Source organism: Amycolatopsis sp. NPDC050768, assembly GCF_040654155.1.
GTDB lineage: Bacteria > Actinomycetota > Actinomycetes > Mycobacteriales > Pseudonocardiaceae > Amycolatopsis.
This window is the reverse complement of record NZ_JBFAHL010000003.1, coordinates 576,869-597,743: the sequence shown is the minus strand read 5'-3', so window position 1 is coordinate 597,743 and position 20,875 is coordinate 576,869. Positions and strand designations below refer to the sequence as shown.

Annotated in this window: 19 protein-coding genes; 10 read left to right on the top strand and 9 right to left on the bottom strand. The window is 71.3% G+C overall.

Annotation, left to right across the window (positions count from 1 at the left end; translation table 11 throughout):
• Positions 1-4: 4 nt before the first annotated feature.
• The 4 genes from AB0H62_RS12970 to AB0H62_RS12955 all read right to left on the bottom strand — a co-directional run bounded on the left by AB0H62_RS12970 (position 5) and on the right by AB0H62_RS12955 (position 5,448).
• The gene (locus AB0H62_RS12970; protein WP_360585973.1) at positions 5-2,251 is read right to left on the bottom strand and encodes an ADP-ribosylglycohydrolase family protein; all 2,247 of its coding nucleotides are present in this window, start codon (positions 2,249-2,251) and stop codon (positions 5-7) included.
• Positions 2,252-3,634: a TNT domain-containing protein gene (locus AB0H62_RS12965; protein WP_360585971.1), complete on the bottom strand. Its 1,383-nt coding sequence runs from the start codon at positions 3,632-3,634 to the stop codon at positions 2,252-2,254. It lies immediately after the preceding gene.
• A gap of 27 nt (positions 3,635-3,661) precedes the next feature.
• Positions 3,662-4,033 (bottom strand): hypothetical protein, encoded by a 372-nt coding sequence (locus AB0H62_RS12960; protein ID WP_360585969.1) that lies wholly within the window; start codon positions 4,031-4,033, stop codon positions 3,662-3,664.
• 116 nt (positions 4,034-4,149) lie between these two features.
• Positions 4,150-5,448: an MFS transporter gene (locus AB0H62_RS12955; protein ID WP_220245376.1), complete on the bottom strand. Its 1,299-nt coding sequence runs from the start codon at positions 5,446-5,448 to the stop codon at positions 4,150-4,152.
• Positions 5,449-5,626: 178 nt separating this feature from the next.
• Between AB0H62_RS12955 and AB0H62_RS12950 the strand changes: the two genes are divergently transcribed.
• Positions 5,627-6,919 carry a class I SAM-dependent methyltransferase gene (locus AB0H62_RS12950; protein WP_360585967.1) on the top strand — a complete coding sequence of 431 codons (1,293 nt, stop codon included), beginning with the start codon at positions 5,627-5,629 and terminating at the stop codon, positions 6,917-6,919.
• Positions 6,920-7,115: 196 nt separating this feature from the next.
• Positions 7,116-7,697: a YqgE/AlgH family protein gene (locus AB0H62_RS12945; RefSeq protein ID WP_220247264.1), complete on the top strand. Its 582-nt coding sequence runs from the start codon at positions 7,116-7,118 to the stop codon at positions 7,695-7,697.
• Here AB0H62_RS12945 and AB0H62_RS12940 read toward each other — a convergent pair.
• Positions 7,694-8,113 carry an SdpI family protein gene (locus tag AB0H62_RS12940; protein ID WP_220245374.1) on the bottom strand — a complete coding sequence of 140 codons (420 nt, stop codon included), beginning with the start codon at positions 8,111-8,113 and terminating at the stop codon, positions 7,694-7,696. The two genes, AB0H62_RS12945 and AB0H62_RS12940, sit on opposite strands and share 4 nt — an antisense overlap.
• A gap of 65 nt (positions 8,114-8,178) precedes the next feature.
• On the opposite strand from AB0H62_RS12940, the gene AB0H62_RS12935 reads away from it, so the two are divergent.
• The 3 genes from AB0H62_RS12935 (at position 8,179) to AB0H62_RS12925 (ending at position 13,120) form a co-directional block, all read left to right on the top strand.
• Positions 8,179-9,357: an esterase-like activity of phytase family protein gene (locus tag AB0H62_RS12935; RefSeq protein WP_360585964.1), complete on the top strand. Its 1,179-nt coding sequence runs from the start codon at positions 8,179-8,181 to the stop codon at positions 9,355-9,357.
• Positions 9,358-9,519: 162 nt separating this feature from the next.
• The gene (gene leuS, locus AB0H62_RS12930; protein ID WP_360585962.1) at positions 9,520-12,417 is read left to right on the top strand and encodes a leucine--tRNA ligase; all 2,898 of its coding nucleotides are present in this window, start codon (positions 9,520-9,522) and stop codon (positions 12,415-12,417) included.
• Positions 12,418-12,496: 79 nt separating this feature from the next.
• Positions 12,497-13,120, top strand: a complete 624-nt coding sequence (locus AB0H62_RS12925) for a hypothetical protein (RefSeq protein ID WP_360585960.1) — start codon at positions 12,497-12,499, stop codon at positions 13,118-13,120.
• Here AB0H62_RS12925 and AB0H62_RS12920 read toward each other — a convergent pair.
• Positions 13,117-13,899, bottom strand: a complete 783-nt coding sequence (locus AB0H62_RS12920) for a hypothetical protein (protein WP_360585959.1) — start codon at positions 13,897-13,899, stop codon at positions 13,117-13,119. The two genes, AB0H62_RS12925 and AB0H62_RS12920, sit on opposite strands and share 4 nt — an antisense overlap.
• On the bottom strand, positions 13,896-14,771 hold the full coding sequence (locus tag AB0H62_RS12915; RefSeq protein ID WP_220245370.1) for an ATP-binding cassette domain-containing protein: 876 nt from the start codon (positions 14,769-14,771) through the stop codon (positions 13,896-13,898). Before AB0H62_RS12915 ends, AB0H62_RS12920 begins: the two co-directional genes overlap by 4 nt.
• Before the next feature lie 96 nt (positions 14,772-14,867).
• Between AB0H62_RS12915 and AB0H62_RS12910 the strand changes: the two genes are divergently transcribed.
• Positions 14,868-15,035 carry an SDR family oxidoreductase gene (locus AB0H62_RS12910; protein ID WP_220245369.1) on the top strand — a complete coding sequence of 56 codons (168 nt, stop codon included), beginning with the start codon at positions 14,868-14,870 and terminating at the stop codon, positions 15,033-15,035.
• Here AB0H62_RS12910 and AB0H62_RS12905 read toward each other — a convergent pair.
• Positions 15,032-15,769: a WHG domain-containing protein gene (locus AB0H62_RS12905; RefSeq protein WP_220245368.1), complete on the bottom strand. Its 738-nt coding sequence runs from the start codon at positions 15,767-15,769 to the stop codon at positions 15,032-15,034. The genes AB0H62_RS12910 and AB0H62_RS12905 overlap by 4 nt on opposite strands.
• Positions 15,770-15,778: 9 nt before the next feature.
• Positions 15,779-16,189 (bottom strand): hypothetical protein, encoded by a 411-nt coding sequence (locus AB0H62_RS12900; RefSeq protein ID WP_220245367.1) that lies wholly within the window; start codon positions 16,187-16,189, stop codon positions 15,779-15,781.
• Positions 16,190-16,287: 98 nt separating this feature from the next.
• On the opposite strand from AB0H62_RS12900, the gene AB0H62_RS12895 reads away from it, so the two are divergent.
• From AB0H62_RS12895 to ptsP, 4 genes are all read left to right on the top strand, one after another.
• A complete protein-coding gene (locus AB0H62_RS12895) occupies positions 16,288-17,298 on the top strand; it encodes a hypothetical protein (protein WP_220245366.1) in 1,011 nt (336 codons plus the stop codon).
• A gap of 261 nt (positions 17,299-17,559) precedes the next feature.
• Positions 17,560-18,432, top strand: a complete 873-nt coding sequence (locus tag AB0H62_RS12890; RefSeq protein ID WP_220245365.1) for a ribokinase — start codon at positions 17,560-17,562, stop codon at positions 18,430-18,432.
• Positions 18,433-18,460: 28 nt separating this feature from the next.
• Complete coding sequence (locus AB0H62_RS12885; RefSeq protein ID WP_360585955.1) at positions 18,461-19,198, top strand: hypothetical protein; 738 nt, start codon at positions 18,461-18,463, stop codon at positions 19,196-19,198.
• On the top strand, positions 19,191-20,837 hold the full coding sequence (gene ptsP / locus AB0H62_RS12880) for a phosphoenolpyruvate--protein phosphotransferase (RefSeq protein WP_360585953.1): 1,647 nt from the start codon (positions 19,191-19,193) through the stop codon (positions 20,835-20,837). Before AB0H62_RS12885 ends, ptsP begins: the two co-directional genes overlap by 8 nt.
• The last annotated feature ends 38 nt before the right edge of the window (positions 20,838-20,875 follow it).

Genomic DNA, 20,875 nt, shown 5'->3' with positions numbered 1-20,875 from the left:
GGCGTCAGTGCCGCGGGTAGCGCTGCACCCACTCTTCGCCCAGGAAACTCATCGCGGAGCGGCGATCGAAGTGCCACAACGCGTCCGTGACGACCTGTTCGATGAGGTGCCGCAGCTCGAGCTGCTCGATCCACTTCTGCGGCAGTCCGGGCACGCCGACGCGGGCGCCGAGCAACGCGCCGGTGATCGCCCCGGTCAGCGCGCTGCGCCCGGAATGGTTCACCGCGCGCAGCAGGGCCTGCTCGGGGTAGTTCTCGAACCCGGATAACGCGGCGAACGCGCGCCCGAGCACCGAAAGCGTGCCTTGGCCGTCGCCGATCAGCTCGGGCATCCGCAGATCCGGCAGCCCGTGTTCGCCGAAGAACGGCACCGACTCGGCGACCATCGCCTTCACCGGCGCCCACTCGGGACCGCTGACGAACGTGGTGTTGTGCTCGGTCAGGATCTCGCGCGAGAGGTTCCACACGGGATAGCTGAACGCGTCCTTCGTGAGCACCGGCTCGAAGAGCCAGGCCAGGTACGTCGCCACCGCCAGGTCGTCCTCGTGCGGGTGCGTCACGCCGACGAGGTCGCGCACGGCCTGGCGCACGCCGCCGCTGAAGCCCGTGCCGGGGCCGGCGGCGATGAGCGTGGCGGGCAGCGCGGCGATCAACGACGTCGGGCCTGTCAGCGGCACTGCCTGCGGAGATCCGGTGACCGCCGCGTGGTAGGCGTTGAGCTCGGCGTCGTCGGCGGTGCGGCGGACGTGGAGGTCGGGCACCTTCACGAGCCAGCCGTCGGCGTCGTCGTACGGCGCGCCCTGCGTGTGCAGCCAGCGCATCAACGCGCCGCGCACCACGGACGGGAACTGCTGCTCGACGTCGCGCGACTCCGGCTGCTCGCGGTGCGGGCTGCGGATCACAGCCTCGGTGTAGAACAGCAGCCGCTGCGTCAGCGAGCCGATGCGGCCCGCCTGGTCGAACGCGACGGGCAGGTCGGCCACGCCCTCGGCCCCGAACTGCGTGACGATCTCGTCGAGCCGCATCCGGTCGACGGCCATGCCGAGCGCCTCGCCGAGCGCGAAGCCCACGTACGCGCCCGCGACGCGCTGCCAGCCGTAGCGGAAGTTCTCGAGGTCGCGGTCGGGGTACTTGCCGAATGTGTCCAGGCGCGGGATCACGCGGCCGAGGTTGTCCCAGCCCGGCACGAGACCGTTGGCGCGCCAGTCGTTCGGCTTGCTGCGCGGCGGCTCCGCCATCGCGAGGCGGTTGAGCCACGACTGGCCCAGCACCGTGCGCTGGCACTCCTCGGCGGTGAGCTCGAAGCCGTGGCGACGCGCGTTTTCGGCCGCTACCAGCGGCACGGCCACCGGCTCGGACAGGCCCATGCGCGTGGCGGTGTCGCTGGTGAGGCGCTCGAGGTCTTCCTCGGCCTCGGGGCCGCGTCCGTGCCGATCGATGCGCGGCTCGTGGCGCGGGAAGCGCTTGGCGATGGTGGAGAGATCGTCGCCCGAGACGTCCTCGAACGTCGCCGGGCCGCCGTTGATCACGAGGTTCGGCGGGTGCTCGAACTCGGCCAGCGTGGCGAGGTCCACGCGCCACCAGGAGTGCTCGCGCGGCGGGAAGTGGCGCGTCGCGCTGAAGACGCGCAGCTCGTTGCGCTCTTCGGAGAAGTAGAAGCGATCCGTGGCGCCGGTCTCGGGGTCGAGCGGCACGAAGACGTCGCAGCGCAGCAGGCCGATCAGCATCTGCTCACGCGTGAGCCAGCCGACGCTGGCGAACGCGAGCAGCGTCTCCAGCGTGTTCTCCGGCTTCGGGTAGCCGCGGCGGATCGGACCGGCCTTGTACTCGGGGTTCTCGCGCTCGTCGCCGGTCTGGCGGCCCTCGTTGTCGACCTTGACCCAGCCGGCCACGGCTTGAAGCGGCACGCCGAGCTCGCCGAACCCGGCCTTGACGTACTCGGGGTCCACGACTTCGCGCCAGCTCTCCTGGCCGGGGAACGCCACGGGGATGCTCAGCCCTCCTGGGTTCGGAGGTGCCTGGCGCAGCTCGCCGTCCGGCTCACGCACGACGACCGACGGCGGCGGGAAGAGCTCCTTGTCCGGCCGGCCGTCGTCGAGGTACGCGGTGGTGTTGTACGGGATCGACCAGCCTTCGGGGATGCGCAGCACGCGGTCGTGGTCGACCCGCAGCCCACCAGGACCGGCGATCTGGGGGCCGTGCACAGCGCGTAGCCAGTTCACGACCTTCTCCATCGCTTCCGCCGCTTCCACCTACTCGATCCTCTCCAGGCTTCCGTCGGACTCGTGCTCCGCGATCGGCTTGGGCAACACGTATGCCACTGCTCCGCCCGGCAGGTTCGCCCAGGGCACCGTCACTCCGGTGACCACGTAGAGTGACCTTCTTAGGCGGTAAGTGTGCGCCATTCGTTCCCGTTCGAGTGGCAGTGACGTCGTGGCGAACCGTACCTCGCCGTGGTGGACCAGGTTGCCCGGTTCCTCCCCGAAGCGCAGGACGACCGTACCTTCGGGCAGTCGGGTGAGTCTCTTGTTGCGCAGCAGGGTGAGGGGCGGGTCACCCGCGGCCGGCTGGATGGGCCAGTCGTCCACTTCCTTCGCCGTCTCGAGCGGGGTCTCGCGCCCGCCTGTCCGCCGGGCCGGGTGCAGCAGGAGCGCGCCGAGCAGCTGCTGGGCCGCGTCGGCGAGGCGCTCGAAGGTCTGGCTGTTGCCGGCTGCCGAGGTGACGGTCCAGCCGTCGTCGCCCCTGGTCAGGCACCACTTGCCGGCTTCGACGGCGCCGATCCGGTAGGCCTGCGGCCACACGCCGAACGAGCCGAGCCGCTGTACGAGGACCACCAGCAGCTGCTCGTCGGCCAGGTCCGGGTCGGGGCTGGTCTCCAGCTCGGCGGCGACGTCGCCAGCGGTGCGCTGCCCGTCCTCGGCGGAGGGTCGCGGACGCGGACGGCCCAGCAAGTCGGCCTCCGCCGTGCGGCGCACCAGGTGCTCGACGTACGGCGGCTGGAACCCCAGCTCACGGATGTGCGCGACGAGCTCCGGCTCCGGCGCGATGCCGTGGCGGCGCAGCTGGTGGGACACAGTCTCAGGCCACAGCCAGGTGCCGTCGGTGCGGTGCGCGTCGCCGACCAGCGCCTCGCGTTCGAGGTACTGCAGCACGAGCGGCAGCTCCTCGTCAGCCAGCGGCTCGCGCTCCTCCCCCACCTCGGCGGGGCCGGCGCGGCGGAACTCGACGCCGAGCGGCAGCCCGGTGCGCAGCCGCCACCAGTCGGGGATGTTTTCGTCCTCGCGGGGGAACGTCTCGAGCTCGTCGCGGTAGGCACCGGGGTCGGGCGGGGTCGTCCACTGGGGTTCGCCGTCGACGAAGAAGTCGAAGTCGAAGGTGCCGTCGGACGCGAGCACGAACCGCGCCTGCAGCCACGTGCCGCGGCCCTGGCGGTACATGCCGGCGCGCAGCGCGTGGAACATCCCGACCAGCTCGGGGCCGGCCTCGGTGTTGCGCGGCTGGACCTCGGTGTGGTCGCCGACCTGCGCGAAGCCGATGCCGGCGGGGGCGCCCTCGTCGGGCTGGTGGGCGCGGATCAGCCGCCCGATCTCGACCAGCCGGCCGTGTTGGTCGGACTCGGAAATTGGTGGTTCCACAGGTCTCAGCACATCCGGTGCGCGGCGTTAGTAGCCGCGGCGCCGGTGCTGCGGCACGGCGCTTCGCGGAGGCAGCGGTCCTTGCGGCTTCACAGCGCCCTGCGTGGCGGGGCTCTGCGGAGCAGGCGCCGTACGCGGGCGCACACGCCGCGGCGTCGGACGGGGGGACGGCATCTGCTGTGGCGTGGCGTCGGTGAGCGGGGCCTCGGCGAGCTGCTGCACCAGGGCCTGGACGGTGAACGCGAGCTGGGCGGGAGTGGTGCGCTGGAAAGTGTCCGGAGCGAACTCCAGCCGGCCCAGCGTGCCGCCGCTGCCGACGGTGGCCCGGACCAGCCCGTCCGGAGACGTCAGCACTGCAGGAGCGGCTTCCAGGGCGCGGTCGTCCCCTGCGGTACTCACGGTGGCCCCCCGTGTCGGTTGCACTCGCCGGGGTTCACCCGGCCGGGTCACGCGTCACTCTAATGCCAATGAGACGATCACTGACCCCGTTCGGCTCAACGGTTTGCGGCAGCGAATCAGTTCGGCCGGTCCGGCACCGCGCGGCGGCGCGCCACGAGGTAACCGGCGCCGCCGAGGAAGTAGCAGATCGTGGCCGCGATCATCAGTCCCGGCGAGTACCCGTTGTCCGCGATGAAGACCGCGCCGATGGCCACGGCGGCCACCTGGGTGATGTTGAACAGCGTGTCGTACAGGGCGAACACGCGGCCGCGGGCCTCGTCGGCGACGTCGAGCTGGATCGACGAATCGACGCACAGCTTGAGCACCTGACCCGCGCCGGTGATGAGGAACGACGCCAGCAACGCCAGCGGCAGCACCATCGGCAGCCCGAGCGCCGACTGGGCGACGGCGGCCACCAGCAGCGCGCCGAGGATCGCGCGCAGCCGGCCGAAGCCGCGGATCAGCCGCGCCGTGAGCAGCCCGGCCACGAGGATGCCCGCGCCGGCGAGCGCGGCCATCTGCCCGAGCCCGGGCAGGCCGGCGCGGAAGACTCCGTTGTCGGTGAAGTAGTTGCGCATCAGCAGCACGGTGACCAGCAGCGAGATGCCGTAGGCCGCGCGGTGGGCGAACAGCGCGATGAACCCGGCCGTCACGCTCGGCGCGCGCCAGGCGTGGCGGGCGCCGTCTGCGAGACCGCGGGCGACGGCGAGGAACGGGTTCGGTGGCTCGTCGACGACCGTCGGCCCGAGCACCCCGCGCGTGAACCGCCGGGCGATCAGCGCCGAGACGAGCGCGCCCAGCGCGGCGCACGCCGTCGTCTCGGCCGAGCCGAGGTTGCCCGCGCCGAAGACCACGCGCAGCAGGATGGCGCACCCACCGCCGACCACGGCCAGCACCGACCCGAGCGTGGTCGCGAAAGCGTTTGCGGACACGACGCTCGGCGCCGGGACCACGTGCGGCAGGGAAGCCGAAAGACCCGAGCCGATGAAGCGCGACAAGCCCTCGGCCAGCAGCGCGAGGGAGAACAGCCCCGGCCCGCCGAGACCCGTGCCCACCGCGGCGGCCGACGCGAGGATGGCGACCGCCCGCAGCAGGTTCGCGAACACGAGCACGCGCCGGCGGTCCCACCGGTCGAGCAGCGCGCCCGCGAACGGTCCCACCACGGAGTACGGCAGCAGCAGCACCGCGAAGCCCTCGGCGATGGCCAGCGGGTCGGCGGCGCGCTCGGGGTTGAACAGCACGGCACCCGCGAGGCCCGCCCGGTACACGCCGTCGCCCCACTGCGCGGCGAACCGGGTGTAGAGCAGCCTGCGGAACTCGCGATCACGGACCAGGAGCCTCGGCCCGATCCGCTCCGTTGTCGCGCTGATCGTCACGGGGGCCAGCGTAGCTACGGCGTGAACGGCCCAGAAGGTCCTAATGAGCGCACTTCGCCCAGTGAACCGGCGGGATTTTACTGAGCTGTGACGCCTATGGGGGACTGCGAAAGGGTGTGAAAGCGTTTTACGTAGAGGACAGACGTCCGACTGTCGTCTTCGGGAGAGGGGTGTGGCTATGACCGGCGCCGCGTCGCGGCTGGTGGGTGCCGCAGAGAAGCTGCTCGGAGCTGAGCTCCCGCTGCAGATCCGAGCGTGGGACGGCTCCCAGGCCGGTCCGGAAGGCGCGCCCGTGCTCGTGGTGCGCAACCGCCGCGCCCTCCGTCGCCTGCTGTTCAAGCCGGGCGAGCTGGGCCTGGGCCGCGCCTGGGTGTCCGGCGACCTCGGCCTCGAAGGGGACCTCTACACCGCGCTCGGGGCCATTTCGGGGCTGATCTGGGAGCGCGACGAGGCGGCGGGCGGCAGTGTTCTCGGCGCACTGCGGGACCCGGAGGTGCGGGGCGCCATCGGCGAGCTGCTGAAGCTCGCCGGACCGCCGTTGCCGCCCCCGCGGCCGCCCGAGGAGGTGCGCCGGCCCCGCCACCGGCACACCCGGCGCAGCGACAAGCGGGCGATCAGCCACCACTACGACGTGGGCAACGACTTCTACGAGCTCGTCCTCGGGCCGTCGATGGTCTACTCGTGCGCCTACTGGTCCGAAAGCAGCACCCTGGAGACGGCCCAGCGCGACAAGCTCGAGCTCGTCTGCCGGAAACTCGGTGTGCGCGAGGGCCAGCGCCTGCTCGACGTCGGCTGCGGCTGGGGCTCGATGGCGCTGCACGCGGCGCGCGAGCACGGCGTGCACGTCGTCGGCGTGACGCTCTCGGAGGAGCAGGCCACGTACGCCCGCAAGCGCGTGGCGGAGGCGGGGCTGACCGACCGCGTGGAGATCCGCGTGCAGGACTACCGCGACGTCTCCGACGGTCCCTACGACGCGATCTCCTCCATCGGTATGGCCGAGCACGTCGGCGCCGAGAGCTACCTGGAGTACGCCCGCGACCTCTACGCCCTGCTTCGTCCGGGCGGCAAACTGCTCAACCACCAGATCGGCCGCCGGCCGCGCGAGGACGAGTCGGAGTACCAGCTGGACGGGTTCATCGACGCCTACGTCTTCCCCGACGGCGAGCTCGCGCCGGTCGGCACGACCGTGACGCAGCTGGAGCGCGCCGGGTTCGAGGTGCGCGATGTCGAAGCGCTGCGCGAGCACTACGCGCTGACCCTGCGCCGCTGGGTCGCCAATCTGGAAGCCGACTGGGACCGGGCCACGGGGCTCGCCGGAGCCGGTCGCGCCCGCGTCTGGCGGATGTACATGGCGGCTTCGGCGCTCGCGTTCGAGAGCAACCAGATCGGCGTGAACCAGGTCCTGGCGCTGCGGACTCCGGACGAGGGCACATCGGGCCTGCCGCTGCGACCGCGGACGTGGCACGGCTGAGGGAGGTTGGCGGCCGGCGCACTTGGTCGCCTCTCGGCGGCTTGGCGCAGTGTGGCTCCAGCCGAACTGGTATTCCACAAAGGCTGTTCTTCAGTGAGCCCGGGGGACACGGAGTGCGCCGGCCTACTGTTCCCAACGGGGCACGAGTGGTTGGTGTTCCCGTGCCGACGAAATTCTCGGGGCGGGAAGTGGGAGGATTGGCGGCGTGCCAGCGGACGCCGAGGTTGAACCGGGAACGCTCCTGGTCGCCGCACCCACGATGTTCGACCCGAACTTCAAGCGGACCGTGGTGTTCGTCATCGATCACCGCGACGAGGGCACGCTCGGCGTGGTCCTGAACCGCCCGAGCGACGTCCCGGTGCACGACGTGCTCCCCAACTGGGGCGGGCACGTGGCGGAGCCGCAGTCGGTGTTCGTCGGCGGTCCCGTGGAGAAGAAAACGGCTCTGTGCCTGGCCGCGCTACGCACGGGCGAGACAGCGGCGAGCGTGCCCGGCGTGATCGCCGTGCGCGGGCCGGTGGCGCTCGTGGACCTCGACACGGACCCGGAAGCGCTCGTGCCGAAGGTGCGTGGCGTACGCGTCTTCGCCGGCTACTCGGGCTGGGACTCCGGGCAGCTGGCGGGCGAGATCGAGCGCGACGACTGGGTCATCGTGCCCGCGCTGCCGAGCGACATCCTGGCCTCGCCCAACCGTGACCTTTGGGGCCAGGTGCTGCGTCGCCAGGGCGTGCCGATCGCGTTGCTGGCCACCCACCCGGGCGACCTGCAGCGGAACTAGCTGTCGGCCTTCTGGAACACGCCGCAGCCACCCGAGCCGCACGCGCAGCCGCTGCAGCCCGCGGGGGCGGCCGGAGCCGGGGCAGGCACGGTCAGCGCGGCGCGGGCGCCGAGCACCCCGCCACCCACGACCAGCACCAGCATCCCCAGCACACCAACAAAAGCCGCGGCGACGATCCCGGCTGTGGTGCCCGTGGCGAGGCCCGCCAGCCCGGCGATCACGCCGACGGCGCCGCCCGCGAGCGTCGGCACGCTCGCCACCCGGTTGGCCAGCTTGAAGGCGGCGTCACTGCGCAGCGAAGCCGCCGTGCGGACACCAGTACCGCTTTCGCGGGTCAGCCGTTCGCGGAAGCCGAGGAAGCCACCCCAGCCGACGACGAGACCCAGCACGATCGGGACGAGCGCGATAGCGAACACCCCCTGAGGATAAGCGTGACCTCCCGGCAACGTGGTGGATACCCTCGTCCGTTGTGCTACACGCCATGTCTTCGTCCCAGCGACGCCGCGTGCTCACCGCCGCCTTGATCGGGGCACTGCCCCTTTCCCTGCTCGCCGCTCCGGCCGCGAGCGCTGAGGTTCTTTCGGAGAGTCACGCCCGCCCCGTTCGCCTCATCGGCGAGCAGCTCGTGCCCAACGCCCTCCAGTTCCAGGGCACCACCGTCGGCGGCTTGTCGTCGATCGACTTCGACCCGCGCACCGGCGGTTACGCCTTCATCTGCGACGACCGCTCCGCGATCAACCCCGCCCGCTTCTACACGGCGAAGTTCTCCCTCGACGCCCACCACCTCGGCCCGGTGACGTTCACCGGCACGAAGCCGTTGCTGCGTCCCGACGGCACGCCGTACCCACCGCTCGCGCAGAACGATCCGACGGCGCCGCAGAACGAGCAGACGATCGACCCCGAAGAGCTGCGCGTGGACCCGTGGACCGGCGGGTACACCTGGTCGCAGGAAGGCGACCGGCTGGCGGACTCGTTCATCCAGCCCTCCATCCGTGAGGCGACCCGGGACGGCCGCTACGTGCGTGACCTGCCGCTGCCGGCCGACGAGAAGATGACCGCCGACGCCGGCCCGCGCCGCAACTACGTGCTCGAAGGCCTCGCTTACACCGGCTTCGGCGCGCTGCTGGCCAGCGAGGTCGAGGCGCCGCTGCTGCAGGACGGCCCGCCGCCGACCCTGACGTCCGGCGCGCTTTCGCGGGTCACCCTGCAGGCGCGGACGGGCCAGGTACTCGCGCAGTACGCGTACCCGCAGGAGAAGCTGTTCGCGACCCCGGTGCCGGCCGGCGCGTTCGCCGACACCGGCGTGTCCTCGATGCTCGCGGTGAACCAGCTCGACCCGACGAAGTTCCTCATGATGGAGCGCTCGTTCGTCACCGGTGTGGGTAACAAGGTGCGGGTGTACGAGATCGACACGTCCGGCGCGACCAATGTGCTGAACGTGAAATCCCTCGCCGGCGCGAAGGGCGTGAAGCCGGTGAAGAAGAAGCTGATCGCCGACTTGTCGGACTACGTTTCCGCGGTGGACAACGTCGAGGGCATGGCCTGGGGCCCGGCGCTGCCGAACGGTGAACGCAGCCTGGTCTTCGTGAGCGACAACAACTTCTCCGCGACGCAGGTGACGCAGGTCATCGCTTTGGCAGTCCCGTCGGAACAGCTTTGACCACCACGTTAAAATGAGTGTATGAACACGGCTCGGCTGCTCCTTGGCCTGCCGCGCTGACTCGGCCAACCCTTGGCCCGGCCGGCGCGGCGACCCCTCATGCCTTCGGGCTTGAGGGGTCGAGTTGTTTCTGGAGTGGTCCGATCACGGAGGAAGACGGCGATGACAGAGTCCACGGCGCCCACCCCGACCACGGGTGACGGCGCTCCCGGCGCCGAGAACACCCCGCCGCACCGCTACACCGCGGAGCTCGCGGGGCAGATCGAGCGCCGCTGGCAGGACTACTGGTCCGACCACGGCACCTACCACGCGCCGAACCCGACGGGCGCGCTGGCGGTCGAGGGTGAGCCGGTGCCGTCGGACAAGCTGTTCGTGCAGGACATGTTCCCGTACCCGTCCGGCTCGGGCCTGCACGTCGGGCACCCGCTGGGCTACATCGGCACGGACGTCTACGCGCGCTACCACCGCATGATCGGCCGCAACGTGCTGCACACGCTGGGGTACGACGCGTTCGGCCTGCCGGCCGAGCAGTACGCGGTGCAGACCGGCACGCACCCGCGCACGACCACCGAGGCGAACATCGCCACGATGCGCAGCCAGCTGAAGCGCCTGGGCCTGGGCCACGACGAGCGCCGTTCGATCGAGACGATCGACCCGGACTACTACAAGTGGACCCAGTGGATCTTCCTGCAGATCTTCAACTCCTACTACGACGAGCAGGCGGGCAAGGCGCGCCCGATCGAGCACCTGGAGAAGGCGTACGCGTCAGGTGAGCGCCCGACGCCCGACGGGCGCGCGTGGAGCGAGCTGAGCGACGTCGAGCGCCGCAAGGTCATCGACGACCACCGCCTGGTCTACATCTCCGAGGCGCCGGTGAACTGGGCGCCCGGCCTGGGCACGGTCGTCGCCAACGAAGAGGTGACCGCCGACGGGCGCAGCGACCGGGGCAACTTCCCCGTGTTCCGCAAGAACCTGCGCCAGTGGATGATGCGGATCACCGCGTACTCGGACAGGCTGGTCGACGACCTGGACCTGCTGGACTGGCCCGAGAAGGTCAAGTCCATGCAGCGCAACTGGGTCGGGCGTTCGCAGGGTGCGCGGGTGGCGTTCGCCGCCGGCGCTTCCGGGGACGAGAAGATCGAGGTCTTCACCACGCGACCCGACACGCTGTTCGGCGCCACCTACATGGTGCTGGCGCCCGAGCACCCGCTGGTCGACAAGCTGACGCCGGCCGAGTGGGCCGGTGAGCACCCGGCCGTGTGGACGGGTGGCGCGAAGACCCCGGCCGACGCCGTCGCGGAGTACCGCCTGGCGACGTCGCGCAAGTCCGATCTGGACCGTCAGGAGAACAAGGAGAAGACCGGCGTCTTCACCGGCGCGTTCGCGGTGAACCCGGTCAACGGCAAGGAAATCCCGGTTTTCATCGGCGACTACGTGCTGATGGGCTACGGCACCGGCGCGATCATGGCCGTGCCGGCGCAGGACCAGCGCGACTACGACTTCGCCAAGAAGTTCGAGCTGGAGATCGTCCGCACGGTCGACCCGGGCGAGGGCTTCGACGGCGAGGCGTTCACCGGCGAGGGCGCGGCGATCAACTCCGCCAATGACACCGTGTCGCTGGACGGCATGGGTGTCGCCGACGCGAAGAAGACGATCATCGCGTGGCTGGAGGAGCAGGGCGCCGGCGAGGGCACCGTGCAGTACAAGCTGCGCGACTGGCTGTTCGCGCGCCAGCGCTACTGGGGCGAGCCGTTCCCGATCGTCTACGACGAGACCGGGATGCCGATCGCGCTGCCCGAGGACCAGCTGCCCGTGGTGCTGCCGGACGTCGACGACTACAAGCCGAAGACCTTCGACCCGGACGACGCCGACTCCGAGCCGTCGCCGCCGCTGTCGCGTGCGACCGAGTGGGTCGAGGTCACGCTGGACCTGGGCGACGGGCCGAAGAAGTACCGCCGCGACACCAACGTGATGCCGCAGTGGGCGGGTTCGTGCTGGTACCAGCTGCGCTACGTCGACCCGGACAGCCCGGACGTGTTCTGCGCGCCCGAGAACGAGGCCTACTGGATGGGCCCGCGCCCGGCCGAGCACGGCGTGGACGACCCGGGTGGCGTGGACCTGTACGTCGGCGGCGTCGAGCACGCGGTGCTGCACCTGCTGTACTCGCGCTTCTGGCACAAGGTGCTGTTCGACCTGGGCCACGTGTCGTCGAAGGAGCCGTACCGGCGTCTGTTCAACCAGGGCTACATCGAGGCGTACGCCTACAAGGACAAGCGCGGCGTGCACGTGCCGGCCGACGAGGTCGTGGAGCGCGACGGCAAGTTCTTCCTGGGTGACGAGGAGGTCACCCAGGAGTACGGGAAAATGGGCAAGAGCCTGAAGAACGCCGTGACGCCCGACGAGATGTCGGACACCTACGGCGCCGACACCTTCCGCGTGTACGAGATGTCCATGGGCCCGCTGGACATGTCCCGCCCCTGGGCGACCAAGGACGTCGTCGGCGCGCACCGGTTCCTGCAGCGCCTGTGGCGCCTGCTGATCGACGAGCAGACCGATGAGCTGCGCGTGACCGCCGACGACCCGTCGGAGGTCGACCGCAAGCTGCTGCACCGCACCATCGCCGGCGTCCGCGAGGACTACGCGGAGATGCGGTTCAACACCGCGGGCGCGAAGCTGATCGAGCTGAACAACCACCTGACGAAGGTGTACGGCTCGGCTGCCGGCACCCCGCGCGAGGTGGCGGAGCCGCTGGTGCTGCTGCTGGCTCCGCTGGCGCCGCACGTCGCCGAGGAGCTGTGGCACCGCATGGGCCACGTCGACTCCCTGGTCCACGGCCCCTTCCCGGTCGTCGACGAGCAGTACCTGGTCGAGGACTCGGTGGAGTACCCGATCCAGGTCAACGGCAAGGTCCGGGCGCGCGTGACGGTGCCGGCGGATGCTGCTTCGGAGGCCGTGCAGGCCGCGGCTCTGGCGGACGAGAAGGTGGCCGCGCTGGTGGGCGACAAGACGCCGCGCAAGGTGATCGTGGTGCCGGGGCGGTTGGTCAACATCGTGCTGTGAATCGGCGCTGGTGTTTCAGTGCTGGTGAATTCGCGCGTTCCGGCCCGGGTCTCGTGCCCGGGCCGGTAACGTGCTCGCCGTGCGTAGTCGATCGCTCACCGTTCTGCCGGTACTCGCCGCTGCCCTCGCTCTGACCGGCTGCGCCGTGGCGCCCGGTCCGGCCCCGGGCAAGCCGGCGCCGACCCTGCCCGCCGACTCGATCGCCTACGACAAGCTGCCGACGGTGACCACCCGGCCCAACGTGTTCCCCGACAGCTGCACCCAGTTCGAGCGCAACCCTGCTCTGCTCGCCGCACTCGGTGCCACCAGCCAGCCGACCTTCGACCCGAACGTCAAGGCCTGCGACATCAACTCGGCCGATGGGCTACTCGTCGTGCACACGGACGCCGCCGACAGCCGCCAACCCGACCCGTGGCAGTCCGCGTGGATGTCCGAATCGGGGTTGAGCAGCCACTTCCGCCGAGAAATCCTGCTCGGGCGCTACTACGCCGTGACTTCGGCCGGGATGAACGGGTGCTCCCTCATCGTGAACACCGGCTCCGCGGAGCCATTGGCGTTCGACACCTTCCACCAAGGCGGCGCGGACGACTCGTCCATCGACGGTTACCGCCGCGCCGCCGACAAGTACTGCCCGCCGCTGCGCAGAATGGCGGGCGACTACTTCGCCGCGGTCGATCCCGGCGGCGGCTCCCTTGTCCGCTAGGCGGCTTCCCGCCGCGCAGCGCGAGTGACGCCGAGCGCCGTGACCCCGAGCCAGAGCACCAGCGATGTGGCCAGCGCGATCGGGCCGTGCGTGGACAGCCCGCCGAGCTGTCGCGCGGGTTCGACCGGATCGACCCAGCCTGCGAAGTCCTGATTGGCCTGCACGATCACGAACAGGATCGAGATCAGGCAGTAGGCGGCGATCGCGCCGGCGGTGTTCGGGATCAGCCACGCGATCGAGACGGCCAGCAGGGTCATGAGGAACGACCCGAGCAGACACACTCCGATCGTGGTGCCCACCCGGATCGTCAGCAGGTTCTCGGCGTCGTGGTCGTCAAGCACACCAGCGAAGTAGGTGAAGGTCATCAGGATGTGCAGGCCGGCCACGAGCACCCAGGCGCCGGCGGCGATCGCGCCCTGGGCCAGCACGTACCTCAGCCGAGAGGGCTGGGCGAGCAGGGTGGGCTGGGCGCTGCGGTAGTGCCACTCGCTCGCGATGAGCTTCACCAGGGCGACGTCCACGAGGATCGCCGCCAACCGGATGGTGGTCACCACGGTCCCCAGCTGTTTGCGCATGGTCACCGGGTTGAACGGGTCGACCATGAACAGGATCGACAGCAGCACCACCGCGATGGGTCCGGCGATCAGCAGGATCTTGTCGGCCGGCGTGGCGGTGAACTTCCGCAGCTCGACACCCACCACCGTGCCGAACGAAGCGCGCTTCGCAGCACCGGTCGCCCACGCCGGCTGTTGCTGCACAGGCGTCTGCATCGGGATCATCGCGGACCTCCCGTGAGGCGGAAGAAGAGCTCTTCCAGGTTCTGCTGTTCCTCGGCCAGCCCGAGCACCCGCACCTGTGCGGCGAACGCGATCTCCGAGACGCGCTCCGTCGGGGCGGCGACGGAAAGCGCGTCGGGGCCGGTCTGTCGGACGTCGAGGCCCGCGCGCTGCAGGGCGGTGCCGAGTTTGGGCACGTCGTTGGTGCGCACGACCGTCCGCGCGGGGCCGGCGAAGCTCGCGAGCGGCCCGTCGGCGACGACGCGGCCGTGGCCGATCATCACGATGCGGTCGGCCGTCTGGTCCACTTCGGACAGCACGTGGCTCGACAGCAGCACCGTGCCGCCGCGTTGGGCGTAGCCGCGCAGGAGTTGCCGCGTGGACCGGATTCCTTCGGGGTCGAGGCCGTTGATGGGCTCGTCGAGGATGAGCACGGGCGGGTCGGCGAGCAGCGCGTGCGCGAGCCCGAGGCGCTGGCGCATGCCGAGGCTGTACTTGCCGATGCGCCGGTTCGCCGCGTCGCTGAGCCCGACCTGCGCGAGCACCTGGTCGGCGCGCGAGCTGGGCAGGCGCATGAGCTTGGCGCCGTTCACGAGGTGGTGACGGCCCGTGCGGCCGGGATGCACGGCGGCCGCGTCGAGCAGTACGCCCGCGACGTGTCCCGGGTTGGGCCACTCCGCGAACCGCCGCCCGGCGATCGTCGCCGTGCCCGCCGTGGGGCGGGTCAGGCCGCAGATCATGCGCAGCGTCGTCGACTTCCCGGCGCCGTTCGGGCCCAGGAACGCGGTGACCGTGCCCGGCTGCAACGCGAACGACACGCCCTCCACCACCCGGCGCCCGTCGTAGTCCTTCACCAGCCCCTGGACGTGCAGCAACCCCGGCCCTCCCCTTCAAGATCCGAAGGTGAGTTTGTCACAACCCGTGTCCGGCCGTGCGCGAAACCGAACCTTCTTGGGTGGCAGCGAGGCAACATGAACCCGGCCGAGGGCCCGTTCGCCGACGACCAGAAGTCGCTCACCGCGGTCGGGCGCTACGGCACGGCCGAGGAAGTCGCCGACGCCGTCGCCTACCTCGCCGGCCCGGCGAGCGCGTACATCACCGCCGCGACGCTGTCGGTCGACGGCGGCCACACGGCCTAACCGGCGTACAGCCCCACGTCGCGGGCCAGGTCGGTGAGGATGGCCTCGAAGAGGATGTCCGGCTTCGACACGGGGATCGGGTAATTGCCGAACACCTCGAGCGTCACGTGGCCGTAGAGGCGCGCCCAGAACTGGATCATCAGGTACGTGAGCCCGAGGTCCAGCTTCTCGGGCGCGATCGCGCGGCCCGACTCGCCGAGCACGGCGAGCAGCTCGCTCTGGAACGCGGTGAGGTCGTCGCGCAGCTCGGGCGGGACGACGTCGTTCGGCGGCATGACCAGGTCGTGCGTGGCGAGGACTTGGCCGGCGGCGGCGAGGAAGATGCGGCCGAACGGCTCGTCGAGGCGGTGCAGCGCACTGCCCGCCGTGGTGCCGACGCCGCCCGTGGGCGACGCGAACACCAGCGTGAACTCCTTGGTGTGCGTGAGCGCCCAGCGGCGGAAGCCCTTGCAGATGGCGAACAGCTGCGCCATCCCGTCGTCGGGGAGCACGGCGACGTCCTCGGCGAGCTCGGCGGCGAGATCGGCGATCACGTCGAGGCGCAGCTTCTCCACCAGGTCGTCGCGCGATTCGTAGTAGCGGTACAGGGCCGGCGCGGTGATGCCCAGCTCCCGGGCGATCGCCCGGAGCGTCACGGCGTCCGGACCCTGTTCGACCAGCAGTCTCCGGGCGGTCCGGCGGATGTCCTGCTCGGTAGCCGCTCGCGCGCGGCCCCTTCGCGTGGGGCTGCTCATCCGGACATTCTAGGTGGTCGGCACCGTTGTTCCCGTAACAACGTGGCCGGAGAGCAGCCGGGCCTGCAGATCGGTGAGCGGACGCAGCACCCACATGGCCACCACGACCATGCCCAGTGCGCACCAGAAGTGCACGAGCCAGGCCCCGATGAGCGACGGTCCGCCCCACGATTCGTCGGCCGTCGAGGGGTCCCAGAACAGGCCGTACGTCGCGATCCGCCACACCAGGAACCCGATGAGCAGCGAAAACGGGATGGCCACCACGCTCACCCCGGCCGCGGCCAGGTAGCGAGGGGTCCCTTCGCGCGGCGGGACGTTCAAGAGTCGCTCCGCGAGCAGCTGCCGGGCGCGTCTGCCGCCGAAGCAGGCGGGCAGGGCGAGCAGGGCGTAGACCACTCGTTTCCAGTCCGAAATTTTCATGCGTTCGACGCTAGCGGTCGTTGAGCTGCGAAAACACCCGGTCGTCCGCCGAACGGGGTAGGGAAACCCCGGGCGCGTTCTGTCACACTTCGTCCGAGATGGACGAAATCACCACGGTCACCTACCCCGCGCCTGTTCCACCGGATCAGGTGCGGCTGGCGACGTTGCTGCTGCTGGTGCCCGGGCTTCTCATCGCGGGTTTCGGCGGCGTGCTCATGACGGTGAGCCGCGCCGGTCTGTACGCCGGGTCCGTGATCGCCCTGGTGGGGCTCGTGCTGCTGGGCTGCATCCCCGTCGGGCGGCGCGGCATGCGCAAGGAGCGGCTGAGCGTCGAGGTCACTTCGCGTGGCCTGCGGTTCCCCGTTCACGACGCGCGGCTCGTGCTGCCGTGGGGCGACCTCAGCGCGGTCGTGCTGGTCGAGAAGCACAACCGGGTCGAGGTGTACCTGGCTCCTTCTGCCGAGGATCGCCTGGTCAACCGGTTCAGCCGCCGCGGTCCCCACGGCTTCGTCCTGTCGACGCTGTTCGAACCCGGCGAGGCCCACCGGCTGGCGGCCGCCGTCGAGACGGAGCGGCCGGGGCTGGTGCGGTGGCCGTCCCTGGAGGTCCGGCGCGGCGGGTTCGGCCTGCAACGGGTGGCGGCGACGGTGGTGCGGTGGGCCTCGGTGAAGCGAACGCCGGCTGCCGGCGAGAGCGTGACGGTGCGCGCGAGCAAGGCTTCGGGCGCGCGCCAGGCGGCGATCGGGGGCACGGTGGCGTTGCTCGCAGCCGTGCTCATCGTGCGGACGTGGCTGCCGGTCACGGTGCCCGGGCTGATCGCGGTCGCGCTGTGCGTCGCCGCGCTGGTGTGGACCCGGCACCGTGGCACACGGGGCGCGTTCACTGTGGACGGCGACGGTGTGGTGTGGATACCTCGGTACGACAACGGGGTCTCGGTGCGCCGCGAGGAGATTTCCGCCCTGACGGCCGAGGCGGGCGGCGTCGTGCGCGTGCTGTCGCGCGATGGCGGCGACTTCGTGCTCGCTTCGGGTGTCTCGATGCCGGCCGCGCGGGCCGTGGCCGCGCTGGTCGGGGCGCCGCCGACGCCGATCACTCGGGGGGCTACGTGATCGGCGCCGGCGACCCGATGCCCTCTCCGGTGCGCTTCCGGTCGGGGCAACGCCACTGGCTCAAGGACAGTGACGCTCCACAAGAGCGGAACCCGTGTCAGAAGTGACGCCTGGGGGACATGGATCCCCCGATCGAGTGACGGGCAGCCGCTGCTCGCCTGATTGTCGCACTGGGCGCCGGATAAGTTACAAAAACCTTCACTTTTGCGCACGGACGGTGCGTGACCTGCGCCCGAGCGCACCCGTGGCAAGGTGTCGACCATGTGTGCAGCCGTGCTGGTGGTGGGTTCCGCCAACGCCGACCTCGTCGTCCCCGTTGACCGCCGCCCGGCCGGCGGCGAAACCGTCCTGGGCGGCGACACCGTCCTGTCTCCCGGCGGCAAGGGCGCGAACACGGCGGTCGCGGCGGGCCGTCTTGGCGCGGACGTGGCTCTGCTCGGCGCGATCGGCGACGACCCGTACGGCGAGCTGCTGCGTGATTCGCTCGCCGGCGCGGGTGTCGGCACCGAGCACCTGCGGACTGTCCGCAGGCCCACCGGCATCGCCTACATCACCGTGACACCCGACGGCGAGAACTCGATCCTCGTCTCGCCCGGCGCCAACTCCGCACTGGCGCCCGGCGACCTCACCGATGTGGTCCTCGACGGCGCGAAGATCGTGGTCCTGTCGCTGGAAGTGCCGCTGCCGACCGTCGAGCACGCCGTGGCGCGCGCCGCGGCGAAGGGTGTGCCGGTGCTGCTCAACCTCTCGCCCGCCGCCCGGCTGCCGCCCGAGACGCTCGGCGCGCTCGACGTCCTGCTGGTCAACGAGCACGAAGCCGCGTACCTGCTCGGCTCGCCCGGCGCCGATCCACGCGAGCTGCTGGAGCTGGGCCCGCGCGCGGCCGTGGTCACGCTGGGTCCGAAGGGCGCCGTGGTGGTGGCATCCGAAGGCGTCACGGAAGTCGCGTCGCCGCAGGTCCAGGCCGTCGACACGACCGGCGCCGGCGACGCGTTCGCCGGAGCTCTCGCCGCCGCGCTGGCCGAGGGGGCGGGGCTCGTCGACGCTACGCGCCGTGCGGTGCGGGTGGCCGCGGTGAGCGTGACCCGCCCTGGTGCGCAGCCGTCGTACCCGACGTCCGCCGAGCTGGAATGACCCGCGGCCGGGCCGCGTTGTCATTTACATGGGCGATTCGTTCGGTTCCGCCTGGTGGCGGGGGTACGCCGCACAGCTGAAGGCGATCGCCGACGCCCGCCGTCCCGACGCGCTGGCCCTGTTGCCGCTCGACGAGACGCTGGCGGCGCTCGGCAGGCAGGCCGAGACCGACGAGGGCGTCCGCGACATCCCGGTCACGCGCGTGGTGGGTACGGTCGCGCGCGTCGGTGACTTCGACCGGTTCTTCCGGCCGCTCAACCGCGCACTGCGGCCGAGGTGGGAGGCCCTCGCGACCACGGCGGCCGACCTTCCGCCGGTCCGGCTCGTGCGCCTCGGCGAGCTGTACTTCGTGGAGGACGGCCACCACCGCGTGGCGCTCGCCCGGGCGCGGGGCGCCAAGGTGGTGCCTGCCCAGGTGCACTGGATCAGCACCGTCGCGTGCGCGCTGAGCTGCCTGACGCTGGCCGATCTGCCGTCGAAGACCGCGGAACGGCTGTTCCTGGAACGCGTGCCGCTCGCCGACGACGTGCGCGTGGGCCTGTGGCTCGACGAGCCGGCCGACTGGTTCCGTCTCGCGGATTCGGCGGAGGCCTGGGGTTTCCGGCAGACTTTGACCGGCCGCCCGCTGCGCAGCCGCGAAGAGCTGGCCGACGCGTGGTGGCGGGAGGAGGTGCGACCGGTGCTGGAACGAGTGCGGTCCCGGGGATTGTGCGCGCCACCCCGGGATATCGAGACATATCTGAGCTATGGTCTAGACCATGCCTGAGAGTCAGTCCACCGCCGACGTGACCCTGACCGGGGTCGCGGTGAGCCCGGGGCGCGCGAGCGGCCCCGTCGTGCGCGTCCCCGAGCCGTTCGGTGAGCCCGCGAGCACCCCCGCACCGGCCGATCCCGCCGCCGAGGCCGCGCGGATCGAGCCCGCCGCGCAGGCTGTGGCCGCGCGGCTGGAGGCGCAGGCCGAGACCGCGACCGGTGAGGCCGCGACGATCCTGATCACCACCGCGGCGATGGCGGGCGACCCGGCGTTGGCCGCGCAGGCGAAGAAGCTGGTGACGGAGCAGAACCTGCCGGCGGCGCGCGCGGTTCACCAGGCGGCCGAAGGGTTTGCCGAGGCGCTGGCCGCGGCCGGGGGGTACATGGCGGAGCGTGTGCGCGACGTGCGCGACGTGCGTGACCGGCTGGTGGCCGAGCTGCTGGGCGTCGCGCCGCCGGGAGTGCCGCAGCTGGTGTCGCCGAGCGTGCTGGTGGCGCGGGACCTGGCGCCGGCGGATACGGCGGGGCTGGATCCCGCGAAGGTGCTCGCCCTTGTCACCGAGGAAGGCGGCCCGACCAGCCACACCGCGATTCTCGCCCGCGCGCTCGGGATCCCGGCGGTCGTGGCTGTTCGCGGGCTGCTCGCCCTCGACGCCGAGGCGCTCGCCGTCGACGGTGACACAGGCCTCGTCCGGCCGGCGGACCCGGCGGCGCCCGTCCTCATGGCCGTCGCCTCGGGGCCGGCCGAGTGGAACGGCACGGGCCAGACCGCGGACGGACACGTCGTCAAGGTCTACGGCAACGTAGGCTCGCCCGCCGACGCGCAGGCGGCCGCGGACGCGGGAGCGGAGGGCGTCGGCCTGTTCCGCACCGAGTTCAGCTTCCTCGACGCCCCGGCGGAGCCGTCCGTCGACGAGCAGCGCAAGGCGTACGCGGCGGTGCTGGCGCCGTTCCGCGGCAAGCCGGTGATCGTGCGGACGCTCGACGCGGGCGCCGACAAGCCGCTCGGCTTCCTCAACCCCGACGACGAGCCCAACCCGGCGCTGGGCGTGCGCGGCCTGCGCGTGGCGTTCGACCGGCCCGAGGTGCTCGACCGCCAGCTCGAGGCCATCGCGGGCGCGGCCCAGGATTCGGGCGCGCTGGTCTCCGTGATGGCCCCGATGGTCGCGACGGCCGAGGAAGCCGCGTGGTTCGCCGAACGCGTGCGCGCGGCGGGCATCGAGCGCGCGGGCGTGATGATCGAGATCCCGGCGGCGGCGTTGTCCGCGCGGGAGATCCTGGGCGTCGTCGACTTCGTGTCAGTCGGCACCAACGACCTGGCCCAGTACACGTTCGCGGCAGACCGGCAGCTCGGCGCCGTCGCGAAGCTGAACGACCCGTGGCAGCCCGCGTTGCTGCGGCTGCTCAAGCTGATCGGCGACGCGGCGAAGGCGACGGGCAAGCCCGCCGGCGTCTGCGGCGAAGCGGCGGCCGACCCGCGGCTCGCGGTGGTGCTCGCGGGCCTGGGCCTCACGAGCTTGTCGATGAACGCGGCGGCGGTGCGGGCGGTCGGCGCTTCGCTGGCTGCGGTCACGCTGGCCGAGGCGGAAGCGAAAGCAACCAACGCGCTGGCCAGCGCCGATCCGGCCACGGCGCGCGCGGCAGCGAACTAAAAGAACTGAAAAAGACGGAGCCGGACCCGGCCGACGGA

Excerpts from the sequence above, each read along its gene's own strand:
- AB0H62_RS12950 (WP_360585967.1), top strand. The coding sequence starts at position 5,627 with ATGACCGGCGCCGCGTCGCGGCTGGTGGGTGCCGCAGAGAAGCTGCTC.
- AB0H62_RS12935 (WP_360585964.1), top strand. The coding sequence starts at position 8,179 with ATGTCTTCGTCCCAGCGACGCCGCGTGCTCACCGCCGCCTTGATCGGG.
- leuS (WP_360585962.1), top strand. The coding sequence starts at position 9,520 with ATGACAGAGTCCACGGCGCCCACCCCGACCACGGGTGACGGCGCTCCC.
- AB0H62_RS12920 (WP_360585959.1), bottom strand. The coding sequence starts at position 13,899 with ATGATCCCGATGCAGACGCCTGTGCAGCAACAGCCGGCGTGGGCGACC.
- AB0H62_RS12910 (WP_220245369.1), top strand. The coding sequence starts at position 14,868 with ATGAACCCGGCCGAGGGCCCGTTCGCCGACGACCAGAAGTCGCTCACC.
- AB0H62_RS12905 (WP_220245368.1), bottom strand. The coding sequence starts at position 15,769 with ATGAGCAGCCCCACGCGAAGGGGCCGCGCGCGAGCGGCTACCGAGCAG.
- AB0H62_RS12900 (WP_220245367.1), bottom strand. The coding sequence starts at position 16,189 with ATGAAAATTTCGGACTGGAAACGAGTGGTCTACGCCCTGCTCGCCCTG.
- AB0H62_RS12895 (WP_220245366.1), top strand. The coding sequence starts at position 16,288 with ATGGACGAAATCACCACGGTCACCTACCCCGCGCCTGTTCCACCGGAT.
- AB0H62_RS12890 (WP_220245365.1), top strand. The coding sequence starts at position 17,560 with ATGTGTGCAGCCGTGCTGGTGGTGGGTTCCGCCAACGCCGACCTCGTC.
- AB0H62_RS12885 (WP_360585955.1), top strand. The coding sequence starts at position 18,461 with ATGGGCGATTCGTTCGGTTCCGCCTGGTGGCGGGGGTACGCCGCACAG.
- ptsP (WP_360585953.1), top strand. The coding sequence starts at position 19,191 with ATGCCTGAGAGTCAGTCCACCGCCGACGTGACCCTGACCGGGGTCGCG.